The 25,727-nt window shown below is 61.7% G+C and carries 1 pseudogene; it reads left to right on the top strand.

Annotated features, from left to right (window positions below):
* The first annotated feature begins 40 nt into the window (after nucleotides 1–40).
* Nucleotides 41–25,699: pseudogene (sypA, locus tag N018_RS28070) on the top strand (syringopeptin non-ribosomal peptide synthetase SypA).
* The last annotated feature ends 28 nt before the right edge of the window (nucleotides 25,700–25,727 follow it).

Raw genomic sequence — 25,727 nt, 5'->3', positions numbered from 1 at the left:
TTTTAAGGCGGCCAGGCCGACCTTTTGCGAGAAGAAATGTATGGCATTTGCCCTGACCGCTGCGCAACGCAATATCTGGCTGGATCAGATGACCCAGGGCGACTCGCCGTTATACAACATCGGCGGCTACCTGGAGATCGAGGGTCCCTTCGATTCCGGGATATTCCAGCGCGCCGTGGACCTGGTGATCGAGGAGCATGATGCCCTGCGCATGGTCCTGCTCCATGAGCGGGACCAGGAAGGCTTGCCGCTGCAGAGCTTTGCCAAGAGCATGCCGATGCTTGTGACACCGCTTGACCTGCAAGGGCGGGACGACCCGCGTAAGGCAGCCGAACACTGGATGCAGGCTCAGCTTGAACAAGCGTTCAGCCTCGAAGGTGGGCCACTGTACCGAATGCATTTACTCAAGCTGGAAGAACAGCGCTTCTACTTTGTGGTTTATGCCCACCACATCGCTCTCGACGGCTGGAGCATCGATGGTGTCTGTAACTACCTCAGTGAGACTTACAACGCCTTGTACGATCAGCGCACGCCCGATCTTGCGGCGCCGTCCTATGTCGATTTCATCAAGGACGACGTCCGGTATCGCGGGTCGCGACGTTTTGCTCTCGATCAGGACTATTGGCTGGACAAATACCGCGATATCCCTGATCCGTTGCTGATACCGCGTACGCGCCAGGCCCATGTCCAGAACCAGGCGCCGAGTCGCAGCGGCCACATCAGCGCCGTTCTGGACCGTGGTCTGGAGCAGCAGATCGAGGATTTGGCCCTGCGCCTGCAAGCCTCGTCGTTCCACGTTTTGCTGGCAGTGCTGTACGTGTACTTCACCCGTGCATACCAGCGTGATGAACTGGTCATCGGCCTGCCGATTCTCAACCGCTCCAATGCCGGCTACAAAAGGACCCTCGGGCTTTTTGCCCAACTCAGTTCAGTGCGCCTGAAGTTCAGTCCCGACATGCCGTTCGCTGAACTGGTCCAGAGCATCTGTCGGGCAGTCAAGCAGGATTACCGCCACCAGCGGTTTCCGGTTAGCGACCTCAACCGCTTGCTGGAATTACGCCGTGTCGAGCGTACACAATTATTCGACATGACATTCTCTTATGAGCGCCAAAACCAACTGCTTCGCTTCGGTCAGGCAAGCGCCCGCGCTTTCAAGTGTTCAAACAACCACGAGCAGACACCGCTGGCCATCCACCTGCGCAGCAACGCATGCGACACTGAATCGCGGCTGCACTACATCTACAACGAGGCGTATTTTCAACACGACGAGATCGTCCCGCTTGTCGAGCGTTTGCAGCAAGTCATAGAGCAGGGACTGGCGAACGAACAATTGCCGGTGCATGAGTTCTCGCTGATCAGCAAGACCGACACCTTGCAGATTCAGACGTGGAATGCCGGTCAGCCAGATTCCGCCGAGTACGTGACGATCCACCGGCAGTTCGAAGCCCGCGCCGCAATGCGACCAGAAGCCGTCGCGCTGATGTTCGAAGAGCAGACCCTGAGCTACGGCGAACTCAACGCGCGTGCCAATCAGGTTGCGCATCGTTTGCTGGCCCTGGGTGTACGCCCTGACGATCGCGTGGCAATCTGCGTCGAACGCGGCCCGGCGATGATTATCGGCTTGCTGGGGATCCTCAAATCCGGCGCCGGTTACGTGCCACTGAATCCTGCTTACCCGCTTGAGCGTCTGGCCTACACCCTCGGCGACAGTACGCCGGTAGCATTGTTGAGCCAGCAATCAGTACGGCAGGCGCTGCCGCTGTCGGATGTGCCGCTGATCTATCTCGACGATGCCGACTTGCAGGACGAATCCGCCTGCAATCCGCAGGTGCCGGGGCTGACGGCCGCAAACCTTGCCTACGTCATCTACACCTCCGGCTCCACCGGTCTGCCCAAAGGTGTGATGGTCGAGCATCGCAACGTTGCGCGGCTGTTCTCGGCCACCCAGGACTGGTTCGGTTTCAATGAACAGGATGTCTGGGCGCTGTTCCACTCGTTCGCTTTCGACTTCTCGGTCTGGGAAATCTGGGGTGCGCTGCTGCACGGCGGACGTCTGCTGATCGTCCCGCAATTGGTCAGCCGCTCGCCGGAAGACTTCTACAACCTGCTGTGCAGTGCCGGGGTGACGGTGCTCAACCAGACGCCAAGTGCGTTCCGTCAACTGATTGCTGCCCAGGCTGAAAACACTCAGGCACATTCGTTGCGTCAGGTGATTTTCGGTGGTGAAGCGCTGGAAACGGCGATGCTCAAGCCGTGGTACGCCCGCAACGTGAATGCCGGTACACAGTTGGTGAACATGTACGGCATCACCGAAACCACGGTGCATGTGACCTATTACCCATTGCAGCCTGAAGACGCCCTGCGCGTTGGCGCCAGCCCGATTGGCAAGCGAATCCCAGACCTGCAACTTTATCTGCTCGATGCCTACGGCCATCCGCTGCCACCAGGCGCGGTGGGCGAGCTCTATGTCGGCGGGGCAGGCGTGGCCCGTGGCTACCTCAATCGCGATGAATTGAACGCGACGCGCTTTCTCGATGATCCATTTGCCTCGGCGCCCGGTGCGCGAATGTACCGCTCTGGCGATCTGGGTCGCTGGTTGCCTGACGGCAGCCTGGAATACCTGGGCCGCAACGACGAACAGGTAAAGATTCGCGGTTTCCGTATCGAGCTGGGCGAGATCGAAGCTCAATTGAGCGCCTGCGAAGGCGTGCGTGAAGCTGTGGTCGTGGTGCGTGAAGACGAACCCGGCGACAAGCGTCTGGTGGCCTATATCATCGCCACAGCAGACCTGGAACCGGACGCTGGCTACTTGCGTGAACAGCTGCGCCTGTCGCTGGCCGAGCACATGCTGCCGAGCGCTTTTGTCAGCCTGGAGGCTTTCCCGCTGACCGCCAACGGCAAGCTTGACCGCAAGGCACTGCCGCTGCCCGCTACCGAGGCCTATGCCCGGCGTCAGTACGAGGCACCGGAAGGTTTGGCGGAAATCCGTCTGGCCGGGTTGTGGACCGAGTTGCTGGGTGTCGAGCAGGTAGGCCGTCATGACCAGTTCTTCGAACTGGGCGGGCATTCGATGTTGGCGGTAAAACTGATCGAACGCATGCGTGACATCGGTCTGAATGCCGACGTACGCGTGCTGTTCGGCCAGCCGACCCTGGCGTCCCTGGCGGCTGCCAGCGTCAAGGGCATAGAGATTGGCGCACCCGCCAACAGGATCCCCGCCAATTGTCGGCAGATTACCCCGGACATGCTGCCTCTGGCCCGACTCACCCAGGCCCAGATCGACCGTGTGGTTGCCACCGTGCCGGGCGGTGTAAGCAATGTGCAGGATATCTATGGGCTGGTGCCCTTGCAGGAAGGCATCCTCTATCACCATCTGACGAGTAAGGAGGGTGATCCGTACCTGTTGCAGGGCTTGTTGCGCGTCAATAGCTTCGAACAGTTGCTGGATTTCACGGAAGCCTTGCAGCAAGTCATCGATCGCCACGACATTCTGCGCACGGCAGTGGCCTGGGAAGAACTCGACGAGCCGGTGCAGGTGGTCTGGCGTAAGGCACGGCTGCGGGTCGAGGCATTTTTACCACACCCGGACCAGGGTGATGTCGCGGCCCAGTTGCAGGCACAGTTCGATCCACGGCGGATACGTATGGATCTGCATCAGGCTCCGATGATGCGCCTGCACTACGCCGAAGATCCCGTCGACCAGAGCTGGGTTGCGGTGCTGCTGTTCCATCACCTTATCGACGACGCCACCTCGCTGGCTTTGCTGGGCGCAGAGATCGAGGCATTCAGAGAAGGGCGCGGCGAGCATCTGCCCGCCTCGGTGCCGTACCGAAATCATGTGGCGCAGGCGCGACTGAGCGTGAGCCGCGAGGAGCACGAAGCGTTTTTCCGCGACATGCTCGCAGATGTTGACGAACCGACCCTGCCGCTCGGCCTGCAAGACGTGCAAGGCGACGGTGGCGGAGTCGACGAAGCACTATTGCCGGTTGATCCGGAACTGGCCGGACGTCTACGCGCCCATGCGCGGCGATTGGGCGTCAGTAATGCCAGCCTGCATCACCTTGCCTGGGCACAGGTGGTCGGGCGCCTGTCGGGACGTCAGGATGTGGTCTTCGGTACCGTGCTGATGGGCCGCATGCTCAGTGGTCAAGGCGCCGAGCGGGCCTTGGGTATGTTTATCAATACCTTGCCATTGCGCGTCGCTGCCGGAGAGCAGGGTATTCAGGCTGCAGTGCACACCACCCACGCACGGTTAGCGGCATTGGTCGGTCATGAGCATGCACCGTTGTCACTGGCTCAGGGATGCAGTGGAGTGGCGGCACCGACACCGTTATTCAGTGCACTGATGAACTACCGCCATGCCGCGGTCGGCGCCCAGACGCCTCAAGAGGCAGGGCAGACCAGGCTCTGGGGCGGTGTCGAGGTACTCGGCGGTGAAGAACGCACCAACTACCCATTGTCTTTATCGGTGGACGACCTCGGCGAATCCTTCGGCCTGACCGTTCAGGCGGTGGCTGGAATCGATGCCCGGCGCATCTGCGGTTACATGCACACAGTGCTGGAGCAACTGGCCGACGCGCTGGACAGCCGGCCCTATGCCCCCTTGCACAGCCTCGACTGGTTGCCCGCGCACGAGCGCCGCCAGTTGCTGGAAGACTTCAACACGTTCGATAGCGCCTACCCGCAAGACCTTTTGCTGCACCAGCTGTTCGAGGCCCAAACGGCTGCGCAGCCGGATTCAGTGGCGGTCACCTACGAAGGCCAGCGGCTGAGCTACGCCGAGCTCAATCAGTGGGCCAACCAGATTGCCCATCGCTTGATCGCTGCAGGCGTAGGCGCTGATGACCGTGTGGCTATCTGTGTGGAGCGCAGTCTGGAAATGATCGCCGGCCTGGTGGGCATTCTCAAGGCCGGTGCCGGCTATGTGCCGCTTGACCCTTCTTATCCTGCCGAGCGTCTAGCCTTCATGCTCGAGGACAGCGCGCCGAAAATGCTGCTCACCCAACGCGGCTTGCGCGAGCGCTTTGCGCAGGCCGCCATGCCGATCGTACTGTTGGAAGCTGACGCCCGCGCCGAGAGCGGTATCGACCGCGCGCCGGCAACCAACCCGCAGCTCACAGGGCTTGGCGCCCAGCACCTCGCGTACCTGATCTACACCTCGGGCTCTACCGGTCAGCCAAAAGGCGTGGCCATGCCCCATGCGCCGCTGGTCAACCTGCTGCATTGGCAGATCGCCCAGGCTGTCGAGGACCGTCGCCCGAAGCAACGCACCTTGCAGTTCGCGGCGCTGGGTTTTGATGTTGCCTTTCAGGAAATCTTCAGCACCTTGTGCGCAGGTGGTGAGTTGTCGCTGATCCACGGCGATACCCGTCTGAATTTCCGCCGTCTGTTCGAACATATCTGCGAGCAGCGTATCGAACGCCTGTACATGCCATGTATTGCCTTGCAGGCATTGGCCGAGGCCGTGGTTGACGAGCCTGAACAGACTGAGTGCTTGTTGCAGGACGTGATCACTGCCGGTGAACAACTGCGAATCACCGAACCGATGCGGCAGTTATTCGCCCGTCTGAGCGATGCGCGCCTGCATAATCAATACGGCCCGACAGAGTCCCACGTGGTCACGGCGCTGACTCTCGATGGCGATCCAAAGGCCTGGCCGACCTTACCGAACATCGGCCAGCCGGTGGCCAATACCCGCATCTACTTGCTCGACGAACACATGCGCCCGGTGCCGGTGGGCGTTGCGGGTGAATTGTACATTGGCGGCGCATCTGTCGCCCGTGGCTACCTGAACCGCGACGATCTGACCGCTGAACGCTTTATCGCTGATCCGTTTGCCGCCGGCGATCTCGGCAACTCCCACGCGCGCCTGTACAAGACCGGCGACCTGGGTTGCTGGCAAGCGGACGGCAGGATCATCTACCTGGGCCGTAACGACGATCAGATCAAGGTTCGTGGTTTTCGTATCGAGCTGGGGGAAATCGAGGCACGCCTTGGTCAATATCCAGGGTTGCGCGATACGGCGGTGCTGGCACGCGAAGACGTTCCCGGTGAAAAGCGCCTGGTGGCTTATTTCAGCGTGCAGGCCGGTCAGGTCGCGCCCCAGGCCGACCAGATGCGCCTGCATTTACAGGCTCTGCTGCCGGACTACATGGTCCCGGCAGCCTATGTGCACCTGGAAAAACTGCCGGTGTCGCCCAATGGCAAACTGGATCGTCGTGCGTTGCCACAGCCATCGGCCGGTGCTTTCGTCAGCCGCGACTATCAGGCGCCGCTTGGGGACACCGAAACCACGCTGGCCGCACTCTGGTGCGAAGTACTGAGTGTGGAACGGGTCGGTCGGCAGGACCATTTCTTCGAGCTGGGCGGTCATTCGCTGCTGGCGGTGAAGCTGATCGAACGTATGCGTCAGGTTGGCCTGAGCGCCGATGTGCGCGTCCTGTTCGGCCAGCCCACCCTTGCCGCACTCGCTGCGGCGGTGGGTGGCGGCATCGAGATCGAAGTGCCCGCCAACGGCATTCCCGAGGGCTGCACATACATCACACCGGACATGCTGACCCTTGCCACGCTGGACCAGTCGAGCATCGAGCGCATTGTCGACGGTGTTCCCGGTGGCGCGGCGAATGTACAGGACATCTACCCGCTGGCGCCGTTGCAGGAAGGTATTCTTTACCACCATCTCGCTGCCGAACAAGGCGACCCGTATCTGCTGCAAGCGACTTTCGCCCTGCATAATCCGGCGCACGTACGACGTTTTGCCGAAGGCTTGCAGGCGATGATTGATCGCCATGACATCCTGCGCACGGCGCTGGTCTGGGAAGGTCTGGAGCAGCCGCTGCAAATCGCCATGCGCCGGGTCGAGCTGTCGATGGAGCAGATCACCCTGGCCCCGGACAGCGGCGATATCGTCGCTGAGCTGCAACGTCGTTTTGATCCACGCGAGTGCCGCCTCGACCTCAGCAGGGCCCCGTTTATTCACCTGGCCTTTGCCGAGGATTCGGAGAACCAGCGCTGGGTGGCGATCCTGCTGTTCCACCACATTGCCCTCGACCACACCGCGCTGGACGTGATGAGCGCAGAAATGCTCGCCCACTTGCAAGGCACCGCAGCGCAACTGCCGCCGGCGATGCCTTACCGGAATTACGTGGGTCAGGCCCGTCTGGGCGTGAGTCGCGAGCAACACGAAGCGTTTTTCCGCGAGATGCTCGGTGATGTCGATGAACCGACGCTGCCGTTCGGCCTGCTTGAGGTGCAGGGTGACGGGCAGGGCGTCAAAGAGGTTCGCCACGATCTTCCGGCTGATCTGTGTCAGCGTCTGCGCACTCAGGCGCGGCAACTGGGGGTGAGTGCAGCAAGCCTGCACCACCTGGCCTGGGCACGAGTGCTGGGCGCCGCCAGCGGGCGTGAAGACGTGGTCTTCGGCACCGTGTTGCTGGGACGTATGCAAGGCGGTCTGGGCGCCGACCGCGCGCTGGGGATGTTCATCAATACCTTGCCGCTCGGCGCGCGAAGCAAACGGTGGCGAGCGGTGGGCGGATGCCCAGGTGCTCGGCGTACGCGAACGGACCAACTACCCGTTGAGCCTGTCGGTGGACGATCAAGGCGACGGTTTCCTGTTGAGCGTGCTGGTGGCAGCCGGTTTTGATGGTCAGCGAATCTGCGATTACATGCAGACCGTGTTGAGCTATCTGGTCGAAGCCCTTGAATCCGTGCCGGATTCAGCGGTTTGCAACCTGCCGGTGGTCCGTTGAGCCTGTCGGTGGACGATCAAGGCGACGGTTTCCTGTTGAGCGTGCTGGTGGCAGCCGGTTTTGATGGTCAGCGAATCTGCGATTACATGCAGACCGTGTTGAGCTATCTGGTCGAAGCCCTTGAATCCGTGCCGGATTCAGCGGTTTGCAACCTGCCGGTGGTACCGGAAACCGAGCGGCAACAACTGCTGTTGGCGTTCAACGACACCGCGCAGGAGTACCCACAACAGCAGACCGTGCACGCCATGATCGAGGCCCGGGCAGCCAGCGCACCTGAAAGCGTAGCGGCCCAGGTGGGCGAGCATTGCCTGCACTACGGCGAGATGAACCAACGCGCCAACGCACTGGCCCATCACCTGATCAATCTCGGCGTCGGTGTCGATGATCGTGTGGCAGTCATGGCCCGTCGTGGTCTTGACACGTTGGTGGCCATGCTCGCCGTGCTCAAGTCCGGCGCAGGCTATGTCCCGGTCGATCCATCGCACCCTGACGAACGCATTGCCTATCTGCTGGCCGACAGCGCACCCAAAGTGCTGCTGACCCAGCAGGCCCTGATCAGCCGTGTGCCGGAAACGGCTGTGCCGGTCATCGCCTTTGACCGCCCTGAATGGCCGCAACGCCTGGAAAACCCGCAGGTGGCCGGGCTCAACGCCACACATCTGGCTTACGTGATCTACACCTCCGGCTCCACAGGCCAGCCAAAGGGCGTGATGGTCGAGCACCGCACCCTCGGCAACCTGATCGACTGGCATTGCCAGACTTTCGAACTCAAGGCTGGCAGCCACACCGCCAGCGTCGCGGGCTTCGGCTTCGACGCGATGGCCTGGGAAGTCTGGCCAGCACTGTGTGCCGGGCGACCTTGCACCTGCCGCCTGCGGACGTGAGCAATGAACAGCTGGATGCGCTGCTCGACTGGTGGGTTGCCCAGCCGCTGCAGGTGGCTTTCCTGCCGACGCCGGTCGCCGAATACGCCTTCAGCCGCGACCTGTCTCACCCCACCTTGCGTACGCTATTGATCGGTGGCGACCGTCTGCGCCAGTTCCAGCGCGACCCGGGCTTCACCGTCATCAACAACTATGGTCCGACCGAGGCCACGGTGGTCGCCACCTCCGGGCGCTTGTTGCCCGACGGCAGCCTCGACATCGGCACACCGATTGCCAACACCCGTGTGTACCTGCTCGACGAACATCAGCAACTGGTGCCGCTGGGTGTGGCGGGCGAGCTGTACGTCGCCGGAGAAGGCGTGGCGCGGGGTTACCTGAACCGGCCGGAAATGACCGCTGAGCGCTTCCTGCGTGACCCGTTCCACGCCAACGCCGACGCAAGGATGTACCGCACCGGCGACCTGGCACGCTGGAACGCCGATGGCACTCTCGACTACCTGGGGCGCAACGATGATCAGGTGAAGATCCGCGGCTTGCGCGTTGAACTGGGTGAAATCGAAGCACGTCTGGCCGAACACGCCGAGGTTCGTGAAGCCGTGGTGCTGTGCCGCCAGGATGTGCCTGGTGACAAGCGTCTGGTGGCCTATTTCACGGCGCAGCAGCCTGAAACCGTGCTCTACATTGAGCACCTGCGCAGCCACCTGCAAGGCACATTGCCGGACTATATGGTGCCGGTAGCTTACGTGCAGCTCGATGCGCTGCCGCTGACTGCCAACGGCAAGCTTGATCGCAAGGCCCTGCCAGTCCCCGATGCGCAATCGCTGATCAGTCGTGGCTATGAAACACCACAGGGCGAGGTTGAGACCCTGCTGGCATCGATCTGGGCTGACGTACTCAAGGTCGAACAGGTCGGTCGCCATGACCACTTCTTCGAACTGGGCGGCCATTCGCTGCTGGCGATGACGCTGATTGAGCGGATGCGTCAGGTCGGGCTGAGTGCCGATGTGCGCGTGCTGTTCAGTCAGCCGACCGTTGCGGCGCTGGCAGCAGCGGTCGGCGGAGGTGCGGAGGTTGTAGTTCCGGCCAACCTGATACCCGAACATTGTGAGCACATCACCCCTGAACTGTTGCCGCTGATCAGCCTGACTCAGGCGCAGATCGATCGTGTGGTAAAGCATGTGCCGGGCGGTGCCACCAACGTGCAGGACATTTACCCACTGGCGCCCTTGCAGGCAGGCATTCTCTATCACCACATCAGTGCCGAGCAGGGCGACCCGTACACCCTGAAAGCCTTGTTCGGCCTTCGCGACCGTGCACGGCTGGACGATTTCAGCCGTGCCTTGCAAGGGGTGATCAATCGTCACGATATCCTGCGCACCGCCGTGCTGTGGGAAGGTCTCGATGAGCCGCTGCAAGTCGTCCTGCGTCAGGCTGAAATGCGTGTCACCGAGTTGTACCTCGACCCGGCAGACGGCCCGCTGGACGAGCAGTTGCACGAGCGCTTCGATCCTCGGCATTACCGCCTTGATGTACGTCAAGCGCCCTTGATGCAGATTGTCTTTACCCATGATCCGCTCAACAATCGCTGGCTGGCGATGCTGCTGTTCCATCACCTGGTCAACGACGCCACCTCGCTGTACGTGGTGCTGCATGAGATGCAGGCGCACCTGCTTGGTGAGGATGCTTCTCTGGGTCAAAGTGTGCCGTATCGCAACTACGTGGCCCAGGCTCGCCTGGGTGTCAGCGAGGCGCAGCACGAAGCGTTTTTCCGCGAGATGCTCGGCGACATCGACGAGCCGACGCTGCCATTCGGTTTGCAGGATGTGCAGGACGGCGGTCGTGACATCGAAGAGGCGAGCGTGATCCTGCCCGCTGAACTGAACCTGCGTTTGCGGGCCCAGGCCCGACAGGCGGGCGTCAGCGCAGCGAGCCTGATGCACCTGGCCTGGGCGCGGGTGCTCGGCAGCGTCTCGGCCCGTGAGCAGGTAGTGTTCGGTACGGTGCTGCTGGGCCGTATGCAGGCCGGCGAGGGTGCCGACCGCGCGTTGGGCATGTTTATCAATACCTTGCCGCTGCGCGTCGATATCGGCGCGACAACGGTGGTCGAGGGACTGCAAGCCACGCACAGGCAACTGACGGCGTTGCTGGGCCATGAACACGCGCCTTTGGTGCTCGCCCAGCGTTGCAGCAGCGTGGCGTCATCGACCCCGCTGTTCAGCGCACTGCTGAACTACCGGCACAGCGGCGTGAACGATGTTTCGGCAGAAATCTCCAGTTCCTGGGACGGGATCGAGTCCTACGGTGCCAAGGACCGAACCAACTACCCGCTGACCTTGAATGTCGATGACTTCGGTGAAGGCTTTAACCTGAAAGTGCTGGTCAGCAGCGTCGTGGGTGCCAAACGGGTCTGCGGCTACATGCAGACCGTGCTGGAGCATCTGGTAAACGCGCTTGAGCGGTCACCGTCCTCGGCCCTCGACAGCCTGCCGGTCCTGCCGGTTGCCGAGCGTGAGCAGTTGCTGGTGCAGTTCAACAAAACTGCCCTGGATTACCCGCACGAACAGACCATTCACGGGCTGTTCGAAGCACAAGTCGAGCGTACACCGGAGGCGCTGGCAGTCGTCCACGGCGAGCAGCGCCTGTCGTATCGCGAGCTTAACGCCCAGGCGAACCGTCTCGCCCATGCCTTACGCAAGCAGGGCGTTCAGCCGGATTATCGCGTCGGGATATGTGTAGAGCGCGGCGTGGAAATGGTCGTCGGGTTACTGGCAATCCTCAAGGCGGGCGGCTGTTACGTGCCGCTCGACCCGGCGTATCCGGTAGAACGTATTGCTTACATGTTGCAGGACAGCGCTCCGGCAGCCGTGCTAGCTCAAACCGTTACCCAGGGTTTGCTGAGCGATGTTTCGGTGCCTGTGATCAATCTTGATCTGAGCGATTGGCAGGACGAATCCGTCCAGAATCCGCAGGTGGCGGGGCTGACTTCGGCGCACCTGGCGTACCTTATCTACACCTCGGGCTCCACCGGTCTGCCGAAAGGCGTGATGATCGAGCACCGCAACACCGTTAACTTCCTGACGTGGGCTCACACGGCATTTGACGCTTCTGTGCTGGAAAAAACGCTGTTCTCCACTTCGCTGAACTTCGACCTCGCGGTCTACGAGTGCTTAGCACCGCTGACGTCGGGCGGAAGGATTGAGGTAGTTAAAAACATTCTGGAGCTACAACACGGCGAACACGACATTGGCCTGATCAACACTGTGCCTTCGGCGCTCAAGGCCTTGCTGGAAGTCGATGGCTTGCCGGCGTCTGTCCACACGGTAAACGTGGCCGGTGAAGCCCTGAAACGTAGCCTGGTTGAATCGCTGTTCGAAAAAACGGATGTGCAGCGCCTGTGCAACCTCTATGGCCCATCTGAAACCACCACCTACTCAAGCTGGGTAGCGATGGACCGCAAAGACGGCTTCGCTGCGCATATCGGCAAACCGGTCGGCAACACTCAGTTTTATCTCCTGGATGAACAGCAGCAGCCGGTCCCACTGGGCGTTGCCGGCGAAATCTACATCGGCGGCGCTGGTGTGGCGCGGGGTTATCTGAACCGTGATGACCTTACTGCCGAACGCTTCCTCAACGACCCGTTCAGCCAGCAGCCAGCCGCACGTATGTACCGGACCGGCGATCTCGGTCGCTACCTGCCGGACGGCAATATCGAATACCTGGGCCGTAACGATGACCAGGTGAAAATTCGTGGATTCCGTATTGAACTGAGTGAAATCGAGGCCGTTCTGGCCACACACCCTGCGGTACACGAAGTGGCGTTGCTGGTGCGGCAGGACGCAGGAGAGAAACGTCTGGTGGCCTATTTCACTGTGCGTGAAGCTCAGCGAACACCGGAAATCGAGACACTGCGCAGCCATCTGCAAACCCGCCTGCCGGACTATATGGTGCCCGCAGCCTATGTGCGCCTCGATGCGCTGCCGCTGACAACCAACGGCAAACTTGACCGTAAAGCGCTGCCCGAACCGGATGCGCAGGCATTGATCAGCCGTGGCTACGAAGCGCCACAAGGTGAAGTTGAAAACCTGCTGGCGACGATCTGGGCCGAAGTGCTCCAGGTCGAGCAAGTCGGTCGACATGACCATTTCTTTGAGCTGGGCGGGCACTCGCTGCTGGCCGTCAGCCTGATCGAACACATGCGCCAGGCCGGCTTGAGCGCAGACGTTCGTGTACTGTTCAGCCAGCCGACCCTCGCCGCACTGGCTGCAGCGATAGGTGGCGGAATTGAAGGAATTGAAGTAACAGTCCCCGAAAATGTTATTCCGGGCGACTGCATGCGCATCACGCCGGAGATGCTGCCGCTCGCCGATCTCGATCAGACCGCCATTGACCTCGTTGTCGCCAGCGTGCCCGGCGGTGTGGCGAATGTGCAGGATATCTACCCGCTGGCACCCCTGCAGGAGGGCATTCTCTATCACCATCTGGCCGCCGAAATCGGCGACCCTTATGTGTTACAGACGCAGTTCGCCTTTGATAACCGCGAGCGTCTGAATGCCTTCGTTCAGGCGTTGCAGAGGGTCATCGACCATCACGACATTTTGCGCACCAGCGTGGTATGGGATGGTCTGGATTCACCGGTGCAAGTGGTCTGGCGTCAGGCCCGGTTGCACCTTGACGCGCTTGAGCTTGATCCGGCAGATGGCGATATCGGTGCGCAACTGCACAGCCGCTTTGACTCGCGTCACTACCGCCTGGACATCGGTCAGGCGCCGCTGATGCGCCTGGCGTATGCCGAGGACCCGCTCAGCCAGCGCATCTGCGCGATGCTGCTGTTCCATCACATGGCCCTGGACCACGTGGCGCTGGACGTGGTGAAACACGAAATACAGGCCTGGCTGGCAGGCAAGGCCGACACCTTGACGGCTGCACCCGTGCCGTATCGCAACTATGTGGCCCAGGCGCGCCTGGGCGTAAGCCGCGAGGCCCATGAGGCGTTTTTCCGCGAGCTGCTCGGTGACATTGACGAACCGACGCTGCCGTTCGGCCTGCTGGATGTGCAGGATGACGGCCACGACATTGAAGACAGCAACCTGATTCTGCAACATCAGCTGACTCTGCGCCTGCGCAACCAGGCGCGGCAGTTGGGAGTAAGCGCCGCAAGTCTGGTGCACCTGGTGTGGGCTCAGGTACTGAGCCAGGTATCGGGCAGGCACACCGTGGTGTTCGGCACCGTACTGATGGGCCGCATGCAGGGTGGCGAAGGCGCAGATCGGGCGCTGGGCATGTTCATCAACACCTTGCCGCTGCGCGTCGATCTTGCAGGGCAGGGCGTGCGGGACGGGGTCAAGGCGACCCATGCCCGCCTCACTGCGCTGCTCGGTCACGAACATGCTTCGCTGGCTCTGGCTCAGCGTTGCAGCGGGGTTGCCGCATCGACGCCACTGTTCAGTGCGCTGATCAATTACCGCCACAGCAGCGTGGCCGAACCCTCTGATGAGTCGATCGAGGCCTGGCGCGGTATCGACATACTCAGCAGCGGGGAACGTACCAACTACCCGTTGACCTTGAACGTCGATGACCGGGGGGACAGTTTAAGCATATCGGTACTGGTGACCGGCAAGGTTGGCGCCGGGCGTGTCTGCGGGTATGTGCAGACTGCGCTGGAAAATCTGCTTATTGCGCTGGAAGAATCGCCAGACACTGCCCTCAAGAGCCTGTCGATCCTGCCCGCCGACGAGCGTGACCGGTTGCTGCTGGGGTTCAACGACACGGCGCTGGACTATCCGCAACAGCAGACCATCCATGGTTTGTTCGAAGCGCAGGTCGAGCGCACCCCGCAAGCGCTGGCGGTGATTCACGGCGAACAGCGTGTGACCTATCGCGAGCTTAACGAGCAGGCCAACCGCCTGGCGCATGCCTTGCGCAAGCAGGGCGTTCAGCCGGATTCGCGCGTCGGTATCTGTGTCGAACGCAGTGCGGAGATGGTCGTCGGCCTGCTGGCGATCCTCAAGGCGGGCGGCGGGTATGTGCCGCTCGATCCGGCGTATCCGGTAGAACGTATTGCTTACATGTTGCAGGACAGCGCTCCGGCGGCAGTTTTGGTTCAAACAGCTACTCAGGGCTTGCTAGCCGACGTTTCGGTGCCTGTCATCAATCTTGATCTAAGCGATTGGCAGGACGAATCCGTCCAGAATCCACAGGTTCCGGGGCTGACTTCTGCGCATCTGGCTTACCTCATCTATACCTCGGGCTCCACCGGCCTGCCAAAAGGCGTGATGATCGAACACCGCAACACCGTGAACTTCCTGACCTGGGCGCACACGGCTTTCGACGCTTCTGCACTGGAAAAAACGCTGTTCTCCACTTCGCTGAACTTCGACCTCGCGGTCTACGAATGCTTTGCGCCACTGACATCGGGCGGCAGCATCGAAGTGGTCAGGAACGTGCTGGAACTGCAACACGGCGAACACCATATCGGCCTGATCAACACCGTACCGTCGGCGCTTAAAGCGTTGCTGGACGTCAACGGCCTGCCGGAATCAGTGCATACGGTGAACGTGGCCGGTGAAGCGCTCAAGCGCAGCCTGGTCGAATCACTGTTCGAGAAAACCGGCGTGCAGCGTCTGTGCAACCTCTATGGCCCCTCGGAAACCACTACCTATTCAAGCTGGGTGGCGATGGACCGCGAAGAGGGCTTCGCAGCGCACATTGGTAAACCGGTCGGTAATACGCAGTTTTACCTGCTGGATGAGCAACGACAGCCCGTCCCACTGGGTATTGCGGGTGAAATCTACATCGGCGGTGCCGGTGTGGCGCGGGGCTACCTGAACCGTGACGACCTCACTGCCGAGCGCTTTCTCAAGGACCCGTTCAGCCAGCAACCAGCGGCACGCATGTACCGCACCGGCGACCTGGGTCGCTACTTGCCTGATGGCAATATCGAATACCTGGGCCGTAACGACGATCAGGTGAAGATCCGTGGTTTCCGTATCGAGCTCGGCGAGATCGATGCGCGTCTGGCCAAACACCCGGCCGTCCACGAAGCGGTGGTCACCGCCCGCGAAGACATTCCGGGCGACAAGCGCCTGGTGGCGTATTACACCCTGGCAGCCGGGCACGACCTGGTGGACATCGAAAGCCTGCGCAGCCATTTGCAGGAAAAGCTGCCTGAGTACATGGTTCCCGTGGCTTATGTGGCATTGGCCGAACTGCCGCTGACTCCCAACGGCAAGCTGGATCGCAAGGCGCTGCCAGCCCCGGACAGTGGCTCACTGATCAGCCGTGGCTACGAAGCCCCCCAGGGCGAAACCGAAACGCAGATCGCGGCTATCTGGCAAGAGTTGCTGGGCGTCGAGCAGGTCGGTCGTCACGATAACTTCTTCGAATTGGGCGGTCACTCGCTGCTGGCCGTCAGTCTAATCGGACATATGCGTCAGTTGGGCCTGAGCGCCGACGTGCGTGTGCTGTTCGGCCAGCCGACGCTGGCTGCGCTCGCAGCGGCAGTCGGTGGCGGCACTGAAGTCGTGGTCCCAGCCAATCTGATCACCGAGGATTGCAAACGCATTACGCCTGAGCTGTTGCCGTTGATCAGTCTGACCCAGGTGCAGATCGATCAAGTCGTGGCAACTGTGCCGGGTGGCGTGGCGAATGTGCAGGACATCTATCCGCTGGCGCCATTGCAGGAAGGCATTCTTTATCACCACATGGCCGCCGAAATCGGCGACCCCTATGTGTTGCAGGCTCAGTTCGCCTTTGATAACCGCGAGCGCATGAACGCCTTTGTTCAAGCTCTGCAAACGGTTATCGACCGTCACGATATTCTGCGCACCAGTGTAGTGTGGCAAGGCCTTGAGTCACCGCTGCAGGTGGTCTGGCGCAAGGCACAATTGCACCTTGAAGGGCTCGAGCTGGATCCGGTGAACGGTGATATCGGCGCGCAACTGCACGGCCGCTTCGACCCGCGTCACTACCGTCTGGACCTCGGTCAGGCACCCTTTGATGCGCGTGGCCTATGCCGAAGATCCGCTCAACCAGCGGATTTGCGCGATGTTGCTGTTTCACCACATGGCCCTGGACCACACTACGCTGGAAGTGGTGAAGCACGAAATACAGAGCGGCTTGCTCGGCGAGGCCGAAGCCTTGGCGGCGTTGGTGCCCGTGCCGTATCGCAACTATGTGGTTCAGGCACGCCTGGGTGTCAGCCAGGCCGATCATGAAGTGTTCTTCCGCGACATGCTTGGCGATGTCGACGAGCCGACGCTGCCGTTCGGTCTGCTGGATGTGCAGGGCGATGGTCGTCACGTCAAGGAAGCCAGCCTGGCGCTGGACCCTCAACTGAATCTGCGCCTGCGGGCTCAGGCCCGGCAGCAGGGTGTGAGCGCCGCCAGCCTGGTGCATCTGGCCTGGGGCCGAGTGCTCGGCACCGTGTCTAACAAGCGTGACGTGGTGTTTGGTACGGTGTTGATGGGCCGGATGCAGGCCGGTGAGGGTGCCGAGCGCGCCTTGGGTATGTTCATCAACACATTGCCGCTGCGGGTTTCGGTAGGTGGGCAGGGCGTGCGTGACGAAGTCAGGGCGACCCATAAGCGCGTGACCGCGTTACTCGGTCACGAACATGCATCTCTCGCCCTGGCCCAGCGTTGCAGCGGCGTGGCCGCACCGACGCCGCTTTTCAGCGCCTTGCTCAACTACCGCCACAGTGCGGTGGACAGCGTGTCCGAGCCGGCGGTTCAAGCCTGGCACGGTATTCATGTTCTGAGCAGTGAAGAACGTGCCAATTATCCATTGAGCTTGAGCGTCGATGACTTTGGCGACGCTTTCAGCCTGAATGCACAGGCTGTGGCCGGCATCGATGCCCGGCGCATCTGCGATTACATGCAGACCGCCTTGATCCATCTGGTCGAGGCCCTTGAATCCGCGCCGGATTCAGCCGTATGCGACCTGCCCGTAGTGCCGGAAACCGAGCGGCAGCAACTGCTGTTGGCGTTCAACGACACCGCGCAGGACTACCCACAACAGCAGACCGTGCACGCCATGATCGAGGCCCGGGCAGCCAGCGCGCCCGAAAGTGTAGCGGCCCAGGTGGGCGAACATTGCCTGCACTACGGCGAGATGAACCAACGCGCCAACGCACTGGCCCATCACCTGATCAGCCTTGGCGTCGGTGTCGATGATCGTGTGGCGGTCATGGCCCGTCGCGGGCTGGACACGCTGGTGGCCATGCTCGCCGTGCTCAAGGCCGGCGCAGGCTATGTCCCGGTCGATCCATCGCACCCTGACGAACGCATTGCCTATCTGCTGGCCGACAGCGCACCCAAAGTGCTGCTGACCCAGCAGGCCCTGATCAGCCGTGTGCCGGAAACGGCTGTGCCGGTCATCGCCTTTGACCGCCTGAATGGCCGCAACGCCTGGAAAATCCGCAGGTGGCCGGGCTCAACGCCACGCATCTGGCTTACGTGATCTACACCTCCGGCTCGACGGGTCAGCCCAAGGGCGTGATGGTCGAGCACCGCACCCTCGGCAACCTGATCGACTGGCATTGCCGAACATTCGATCTGCAGGCTGGCAGCCACACCGCCAGCGTCGCGGGCTTCGGCTTCGACGCCATGGCCTGGGAAATCTGGCCGGCACTGTGTGCCGGGGCGACCTTGCACCTGCCGCCTGCGGACGTGAGCAATGAGCAAATCGATGCGCTGCTTGATTGGTGGATCGCCCAGCCGCTGCAGGTGGCTTTCCTGCCGACGCCGGTCGCCGAATATGCCTTCAGCCGCGACCTGTCTCATCCCACCTTGCGTACGCTATTGATTGGCGGTGATCGTCTGCGCCAGTTCCAGCGCGCCCCGGGCTTCACCGTCATCAACAACTATGGTCCGACCGAGGCCACGGTGGTCGCCACCTCCGGGCGCTTGTTGCCCGACGGCAGCCTCGACATCGGCACACCGATTGCCAACACCCGTGTGTACCTGCTCGACGAGCATCAGCAACTGGTGCCGCTGGGTGTGGCGGGCGAGCTGTACGTCGCCGGAGACGGCGTGGCGAGGGGTTACCTGAATCGGCCGGAAATGACCGCCGAGCGCTTCCTGCGTGATCCGTTCCATGCCGACGCACGAATGTACCGCACTGGTGACCTGGCACGCTGGAACGCCGATGGCACTCTCGATTACCTGGGGCGCAACGATGATCAGGTGAAAATCCGCGGCTTGCGCGTTGAACTGGGTGAAATCGAAGCGCGTCTGGCTGAACATTCCGATGTTCGTGAAGCCGTGGTGCTGTGCCGCCAGGATGTGCCTGGTGACAAGCGTCTGGTGGCCTATTTCACGGCGCAGCAGCCTGAAACCGTGCTCGACATTGAACACTTGCGCAGCCACCTGCAAGGCACGTTGCCGGACTACATGGTGCCGGTAGCTTATGTGCAACTCGATGCGCTACCGCTGACTGCCAACGGCAAGCTTGACCGCAAGGCCCTGCCAGTCCCCGATGCGCAATCGCTGATCAGTCGCGGTTACGAAGCACCGCAAGGCGAAGTCGAAGTGGCGCTGGCCGAGATCTGGGCCGAGGTACTGCAAGTCGAGCGGGTTGGCCGTAACGACAACTTCTTCGATCTGGGCGGGCACTCCCTGTTGGCCATGCGCATGGTGTCTCAAGTGCGCCAGCAGCTGGGCGTGGAGTTGCCGCTGGGCGAGCTGTTTGCCCTCGGTGAACTGGCAGCGGTGGCTGCAGCGCTGAATGGTGTGGCCCGCAGTGAACTCACGGCGATCCTGCCGGTGACGCGTGATCATCAGATGCCATTGTCGTTCGCCCAGCAAAGGTTATGGTTTCTGGCACAGATGGACGGCGGTAACGAAGCCTATAACATTCCGATGGCACTGAGCTTTGAGGGTGCGCTCGACGTCACCGCCCTGACGCGGGCCCTCGCTCGTATCGTCGAACGCCATGAAACCTTGCGCAGCCGATTCGTCACCCGCGAAGGCGCTGCGCACGTGCTGTTCGTGCCCACCTGCGCAGACGCCACACTGTCTGTCGAAGACATTCGTCATGCGCCCCATCGCCTCAAAGAGTGTATTCGGGTCGAAGCGGTCGCACCGTTCGATCTGGCTAACGGCCCGCTGATTCGCGCTCATTTGCTGCAAGTGGCCGACGACCGTCATGTGCTGCTGATGACTGTGCACCATATCGTCGCCGATGGCTGGTCGATGGGCGTGCTGAGCCAGGAACTGCTGGCGCTGTACCCGGCGTTCTGCCAGGGACTGCCCGATCCACTGCCGCCTCTGGCGATCCAGTACGCCGATTACGCGGTATGGCAACGTCGCTGGCTGTCCGGCGAACGCCTGCAACAGCAGGCGGCCTACTGGGGTCAGGCGCTGGAGGGCGCACCGACGCTGCTCACCTTGCCGACTGACCGGCCACGGCCGGCGCAGCAGGACTTCGCCGGTGCCAGCCTTGCAGTGCAGTTGAACGCAAGCCTGGCGGCAGATCTGCGCCAACTGGCACAACGTCAGGGCGTCACGCTGTACATGGCGCTGATGGCCGCCTGGGCAACGACACTCACGCGTCTTTCGGGTCAGGCCGAAGTGGTGATTGGCAGCCCGGTGGCAGGTCGAGGCCGTACCGATCTGGAAGATTTGATCGGCCTGTTCGTCAATACCCTTGCGGTGCGCATCGACACCTCGGGCAGTCCAAGCGGCGAGGCGCTGCTGGCGCGGGTCAAGGCCCGCGTACTGGACGCGCAGGAGCATCAGGACCTGCCATTCGAGCAGGTTGTAGAAGTCGTTCGCCCGACCCGCAGCCTGGCCCATCCCCCTTTGTTCCAGACCACACTGAACTGGATGCCGGGCCAACACGCCGCCGACTCGCTTGGCGACCTGCGAGTGGAGCCGGTCGAGCAGGTCAATCAGGTGTCCAAATTCGACCTTTCGCTGAACCTGAGCGAGCAGGGCGAGACGCTGGTGGGTACGCTGGACTACGCCACAGCGCTGTTCGACGAAACCACAGTGCAACGGTATCTCGGCTATTTCCTGCAGATCCTCGAAACCCTGGCGACTGATGAGCAGACGCCTCTTGATCGCATCACGCTGGTCGGCGAAGAGGAACGCCGTTACCTGCTGGAAACGCTTAACACGACGACGCTGGCGCAGGTAAATGACGAGCAGACCGTGCACGCCATGATCGAGGCCCGGGCAGCCAGCGCACCTGAAAGTGTGGCGGCCCAGGTGGGCGAGCATCGCCTGCACTACGGCGAGATGAACCAACGCGCCAACGCACTGGCCCATCACCTGATCAGTCTCGGCGTCGGTGTTGATGATCGCGTGGCGGTCATGGCCCGTCGCGGGCTGGACACGCTGGTGGCCATGCTCGCCGTGCTCAAGGCCGGCGCAGGTTACGTCCCGGTCGATCCGTCGCACCCTGACGAACGCATTGCCTATCTGCTGGCCGACAGCGCACCCAAAGTGCTGCTGACCCAGCAAGCTCTGATCACCCGTGTGCCCGAAACGGCTGTGCCAGTCATCGCCTTCGACCGGCCTGAATGGCCGCAACGCCTGGAAAATCCGCAGGTGGCCGTGCTCAACGCCACGCATCTGGCGTACGTGATCTACACCTCCGGCTCCACAGGCCAGCCAAAGGGCGTGATGGTCGAGCACCGCACCCTCGGCAACCTGATCGACTGGCATTGCCGAACATTCGATCTGCAGGCTGGCGGCCACACTGCCAGCGTCGCGGGCTTCGGCTTCGACGCCATGGCCTGGGAAGTCTGGCCGGCGCTGTGTGCCGGGGCGACCTTGCACCTGCCGCCTGCGGAGGTGAGCAATGAGCACATCGATGCGCTGCTTGATTGGTGGATCGCCCAGCCGCTGGAAGTCGCCTTCCTGCCGACGCCGGTCGCCGAATATGCCTTCAGCCGCGACCTGTCTCATCCCACCTTGCGTACGCTATTGATTGGCGGTGATCGTCTGCGCCAGTTCCAGCGTGATCCGGGCTTCACCGTCATCAACAACTACGGCCCGACCGAGGCCACGGTGGTTGCCACCTCCGGGCGTTTGCTACCCGACGGCAGCCTCGACATCGGCCAACCGATTGCCAACACCCGTGTGTACCTGCTCGACGAGCATCAGCAACTGGTGCCGCTGGGTGTGGCGGGCGAGCTGTACGTCGCCGGAGACGGCGTGGCGAGAGGCTATCTGAACAGGCCGGAGATGACCGCCGAGCGCTTTTTGCGTGATCCGTTCCACTCCAACGCAAGGATGTACCGCACCGGCGACCTGGCACGCTGGAACGCCGATGGCACTCTCGACTACCTGGGCCGTAACGATGATCAGGTGAAAATCCGCGGCTTACGCATCGAACTGGGCGAGATCGAAGCGCAGCTAAGCCGATTGCCGGGTATCGAAGAAGCGCTGGTACTGGCACGAGAGGACGAACCGGGCCAGTCAAGGCTGGCGGCGTATTTCATCGAGCGCGACGGTTCGCTGTCGACGCCGGTGTCCCAACTGCGCACTGCCTTGCTGGCGGTGCTGCCGGGCTACATGGTACCCAGCGCCTTCGTGCGTCTGGACGCCTGGCCGCTGACGGCCAATGGCAAGGTCGACCGCAAGGCCTTGCCAATGCCGGATCGCGAAGCGCTTCCGGATCGTGAATACGAAGCACCTCAGGGACCGGTGGAAACGGCCGTGGCCGAGATATGGAGTTCACTGCTGCACGTCGAGCGGGTGGGGCGTCATGACCACTTCTTCGAGCTCGGCGGGCACTCGCTGCTGGCCGTCAACCTGATCGCGCAAATGCGCCGCCAGGGGCTCGATGCCGATATTCGCACCCTGTTCACCCAGCCGACGCTGGCCGCGCTGGCGGCTTCGGTGGGTGGCGTAAATGAAATAACAGTCCCGGAAAATGCCATCCCGGACGACTGCACGCGCATCACGCCGGAGCTGCTGCCGCTGGCCGATCTCGATCAGGCCGCCATCGACCTCATTGTCGCCAGCGTGCCCGGCGGCGTGGCGAATGTGCAGGATATCTACCCGCTGGCGCCACTGCAGGAAGGGATTCTTTACCACCATCTGGCTGCCGAACAAGGCGACCCATACGCCCTGCAAACAGTATTCGAGACTGCTGACCGCACGCGCTTGAACGCCTTTGTCGGTGCCTTGCAAAGTGTGATTGATCGCCACGACATCCTGCGAACTGCAGTGCTTTGGCAAGGCTTGGAAACGCCAATGCAGGTGGTCTGCCGTCAGGCTCGGCTGTCTGTTGAGCAGGTCGAACTCAACCCGCTCGAGGGGCCAATCATGGAGCAACTGCAACAGCGCTTCGACCCTCGCCATACGCGGCTGGACCTGAGCCAGGCACCACTTTTGCGGCTGGTCTTCGCCGAAGACCCGGCCAACCAGCGTTGTGCGGCAATCCTGCTGTTCCATCACATGGTCCTCGACCATACAGCGATGGAAATTGTGCTGCACGACATGCAGGCGCACCTGCTGGGACAGACTGACCAACTCGAAGTCGCCGTTCCGTATCGCAACTATGTGGCCCAGGCTCGTCTGGGCATAAGCCGCGAGGCCCACGAAGCATTTTTCCGCGACGCTGCCGTTCGGCCTGCTGGATGTGCACGGGAATGGCCGCGACGTTGAAGACAGCAGCCTGATACTGGACCGGCAGTTGAACAGGCGCCTGCGCGCCCAGGCTCGGCAGTTGGGGGTAAGCGCCGCCAGTCTGATGCACCTGGCGTGGGCTCAGGTATTGAGTCAGGTGTCGGGCAGGCACACTGTGGTATTCGGCACTGTATTGATGGGCCGCATGCAGAGTGGCGAAGGTGCCGAACGGGCGTTGGGCATGTTCATCAATACCTTGCCGCTGCGCGTTGATCTGGCCGGGCAGGGTGCGCGGGCCGGTGTACGAGCTACCCATGCTCGACTCACCGCATTGCTCGACCATGAACACGCGCCGTTGGTGCTGGCGCAGCGTTGCAGCGGCGTGGCGGCGCCGTTGCCACTGTTCAGCGCGCTGCTCAACTACCGCCACAGCAGCGTGGCAGAACCTACCAAAGAGTCGATCGAGGCCTGGCGCGGTATCGACGTACAGAGTGGAGAGGGACGCACCAACTACGCATTGACCTTGAACGTCGATGATCAAGGCGACGGTTTCAGACTGTCAGTGCTGGTGACCGACAAGGTCGGTGCCGGGCGAGTCTGCAGCTATATGCAGACCGCTCTGGAAAATCTGCTTAGTGCGTTGGAACATTCACCGGACACTGCCCTCGGGAGCCTGCCGATTCTGCCTGCTGCCGAGCGCGAGCAGTTACTGGTGCAGTTCAACGACACCGCGCTGGATTATCCACACGAACAGACCATTCACGGCTTGTTCGAAGCGCAGGTCGAGCGCACGCCGCAGGCGCTGGCAGTGGTGCATGGCGAGCAGCGCCTGACCTATCAGGAGCTCAACGAACAGGCCAACCGCCTGGCGCATGCCTTGCGCAAGCAGGGCGTTCAGCCGGATTCGCGGGTCGGGATTTGTGTAGAACGTGGCGCGGAAATGGTCGTCGGTTTGCTGGCGATCCTCAAGGCGGGCGGTGGTTACGTGCCACTGGACCCGGCTTATCCGGCAGAGCGTATTGCTTATATGCTGCAGGACAGCATGCCTGCCGCCGTGTTGGCACAGTCGGCGACAGAAGCGTTACTGACCGACGTTTCGGTACCGATGATCAATCTTGATCAGAGCAACTGGCAAGACGAATCCGTGCAGAATCCACAGGTAGCGGGGCTGACCTCGGCGCATTTGGCTTACCTGATCTACACCTCGGGCTCTACCGGCTTGCCGAAAGGCGTGATGATCGAACACCGCAACACTGTGAACTTCCTGAACTGGGCTCACACGGCTTTCGACGGCTCTGCACTGAATAAGACGCTGTTCTCCACCTCGCTGAACTTCGACCTCGCGGTCTATGAGTGCTTCGCGCCGCTGACGTCCGGCGGCAGCATCGAAGTCGTCAGGAACGTGCTGGAACTGCAACACGGCGAACACGATATCGGCCTGATCAACACCGTGCCGTCGGCGCTGAAGGCGCTGCTGGAAATTAATGCGCTCCCAGAGTCGGTCCATACCGTCAATGTCGCCGGTGAAGCGCTCAAGCGCAGTCTGGTCGAAAATCTGTTCGAGAAGACCAGCGTCCAGCGTCTGTGCAATCTCTATGGCCCGTCGGAAACCACCACCTACTCAAGCTGGGTGGCGATGGATCGAGAAGATGGCTTCGCTGCACACATTGGCAAGCCAGTTGGCAATACACAGTTTTACTTGCTGGACCAACAGCAGCAACCCGTTCCACTGGGTGTAGCGGGTGAGATCTACATTGGCGGTGCAGGCGTGGCCCGTGGCTACCTGAACCGTGACGATCTGACTGCCGAACGCTTCCTCGCGGATCCATTCAGCCCGCAGCCAGCGGCACGCATGTACCGGACCGGCGATCTCGGTCGCTACCTGCCGGACGGCAATATCGAATACCTGGGCCGTAACGACGATCAGGTGAAGATTCGTGGTTTCCGTATCGAGCTGGGCGAGATCGACGCGTGTCTGGCCAAACACCCGGCCGTCCACGAAGCCGTAGTGACAGCTCGCGAGGATGTGCCGGGCGACACACGCCTGGTGGCCTATTACACCGTTCAGTCCGCGCAAACGGAGCCGGTCATCGACAGCTTGCGCGGCTGGCTAATGGGGCAGTTGCCGGCCTACATGGTCCCGGTGGCTTACGTGCGTCTCGACGCATTGCCTCTCACGCCCAACGGCAAACTCGACCGCAAGGCGTTACCTGCGCCGGGCGAGGGCGCATTGATCAGCCGTGGCTATGAAGCCCCGCAAGGCGAGAGGGAAATACTGATCGCCGAGATCTGGCAAGACTTGCTGGGCGTCACGCAGGTTGGAAGGCATGACCACTTTTTCGAGCTGGGCGGGCACTCTCTGCTCGCTGTCAGCCTGATGGAACGCATGCGCCAGGAAGGTTTGGAAGCCGAAGTCAAGTCGCTGTTCAAACACCCCACACTCTCGGAATACGCAGCTACAACGGAAAGAATGGAGATTGTTCTGTGAGCATGATCGAGCTGTTGGCATTACTGGA

The organism is Pseudomonas syringae CC1557 (assembly GCF_000452705.1).
Lineage (GTDB): Bacteria > Pseudomonadota > Gammaproteobacteria > Pseudomonadales > Pseudomonadaceae > Aquipseudomonas > Aquipseudomonas syringae_F.
This window is presented reverse-complemented; position numbering and strand designations above follow the sequence as displayed.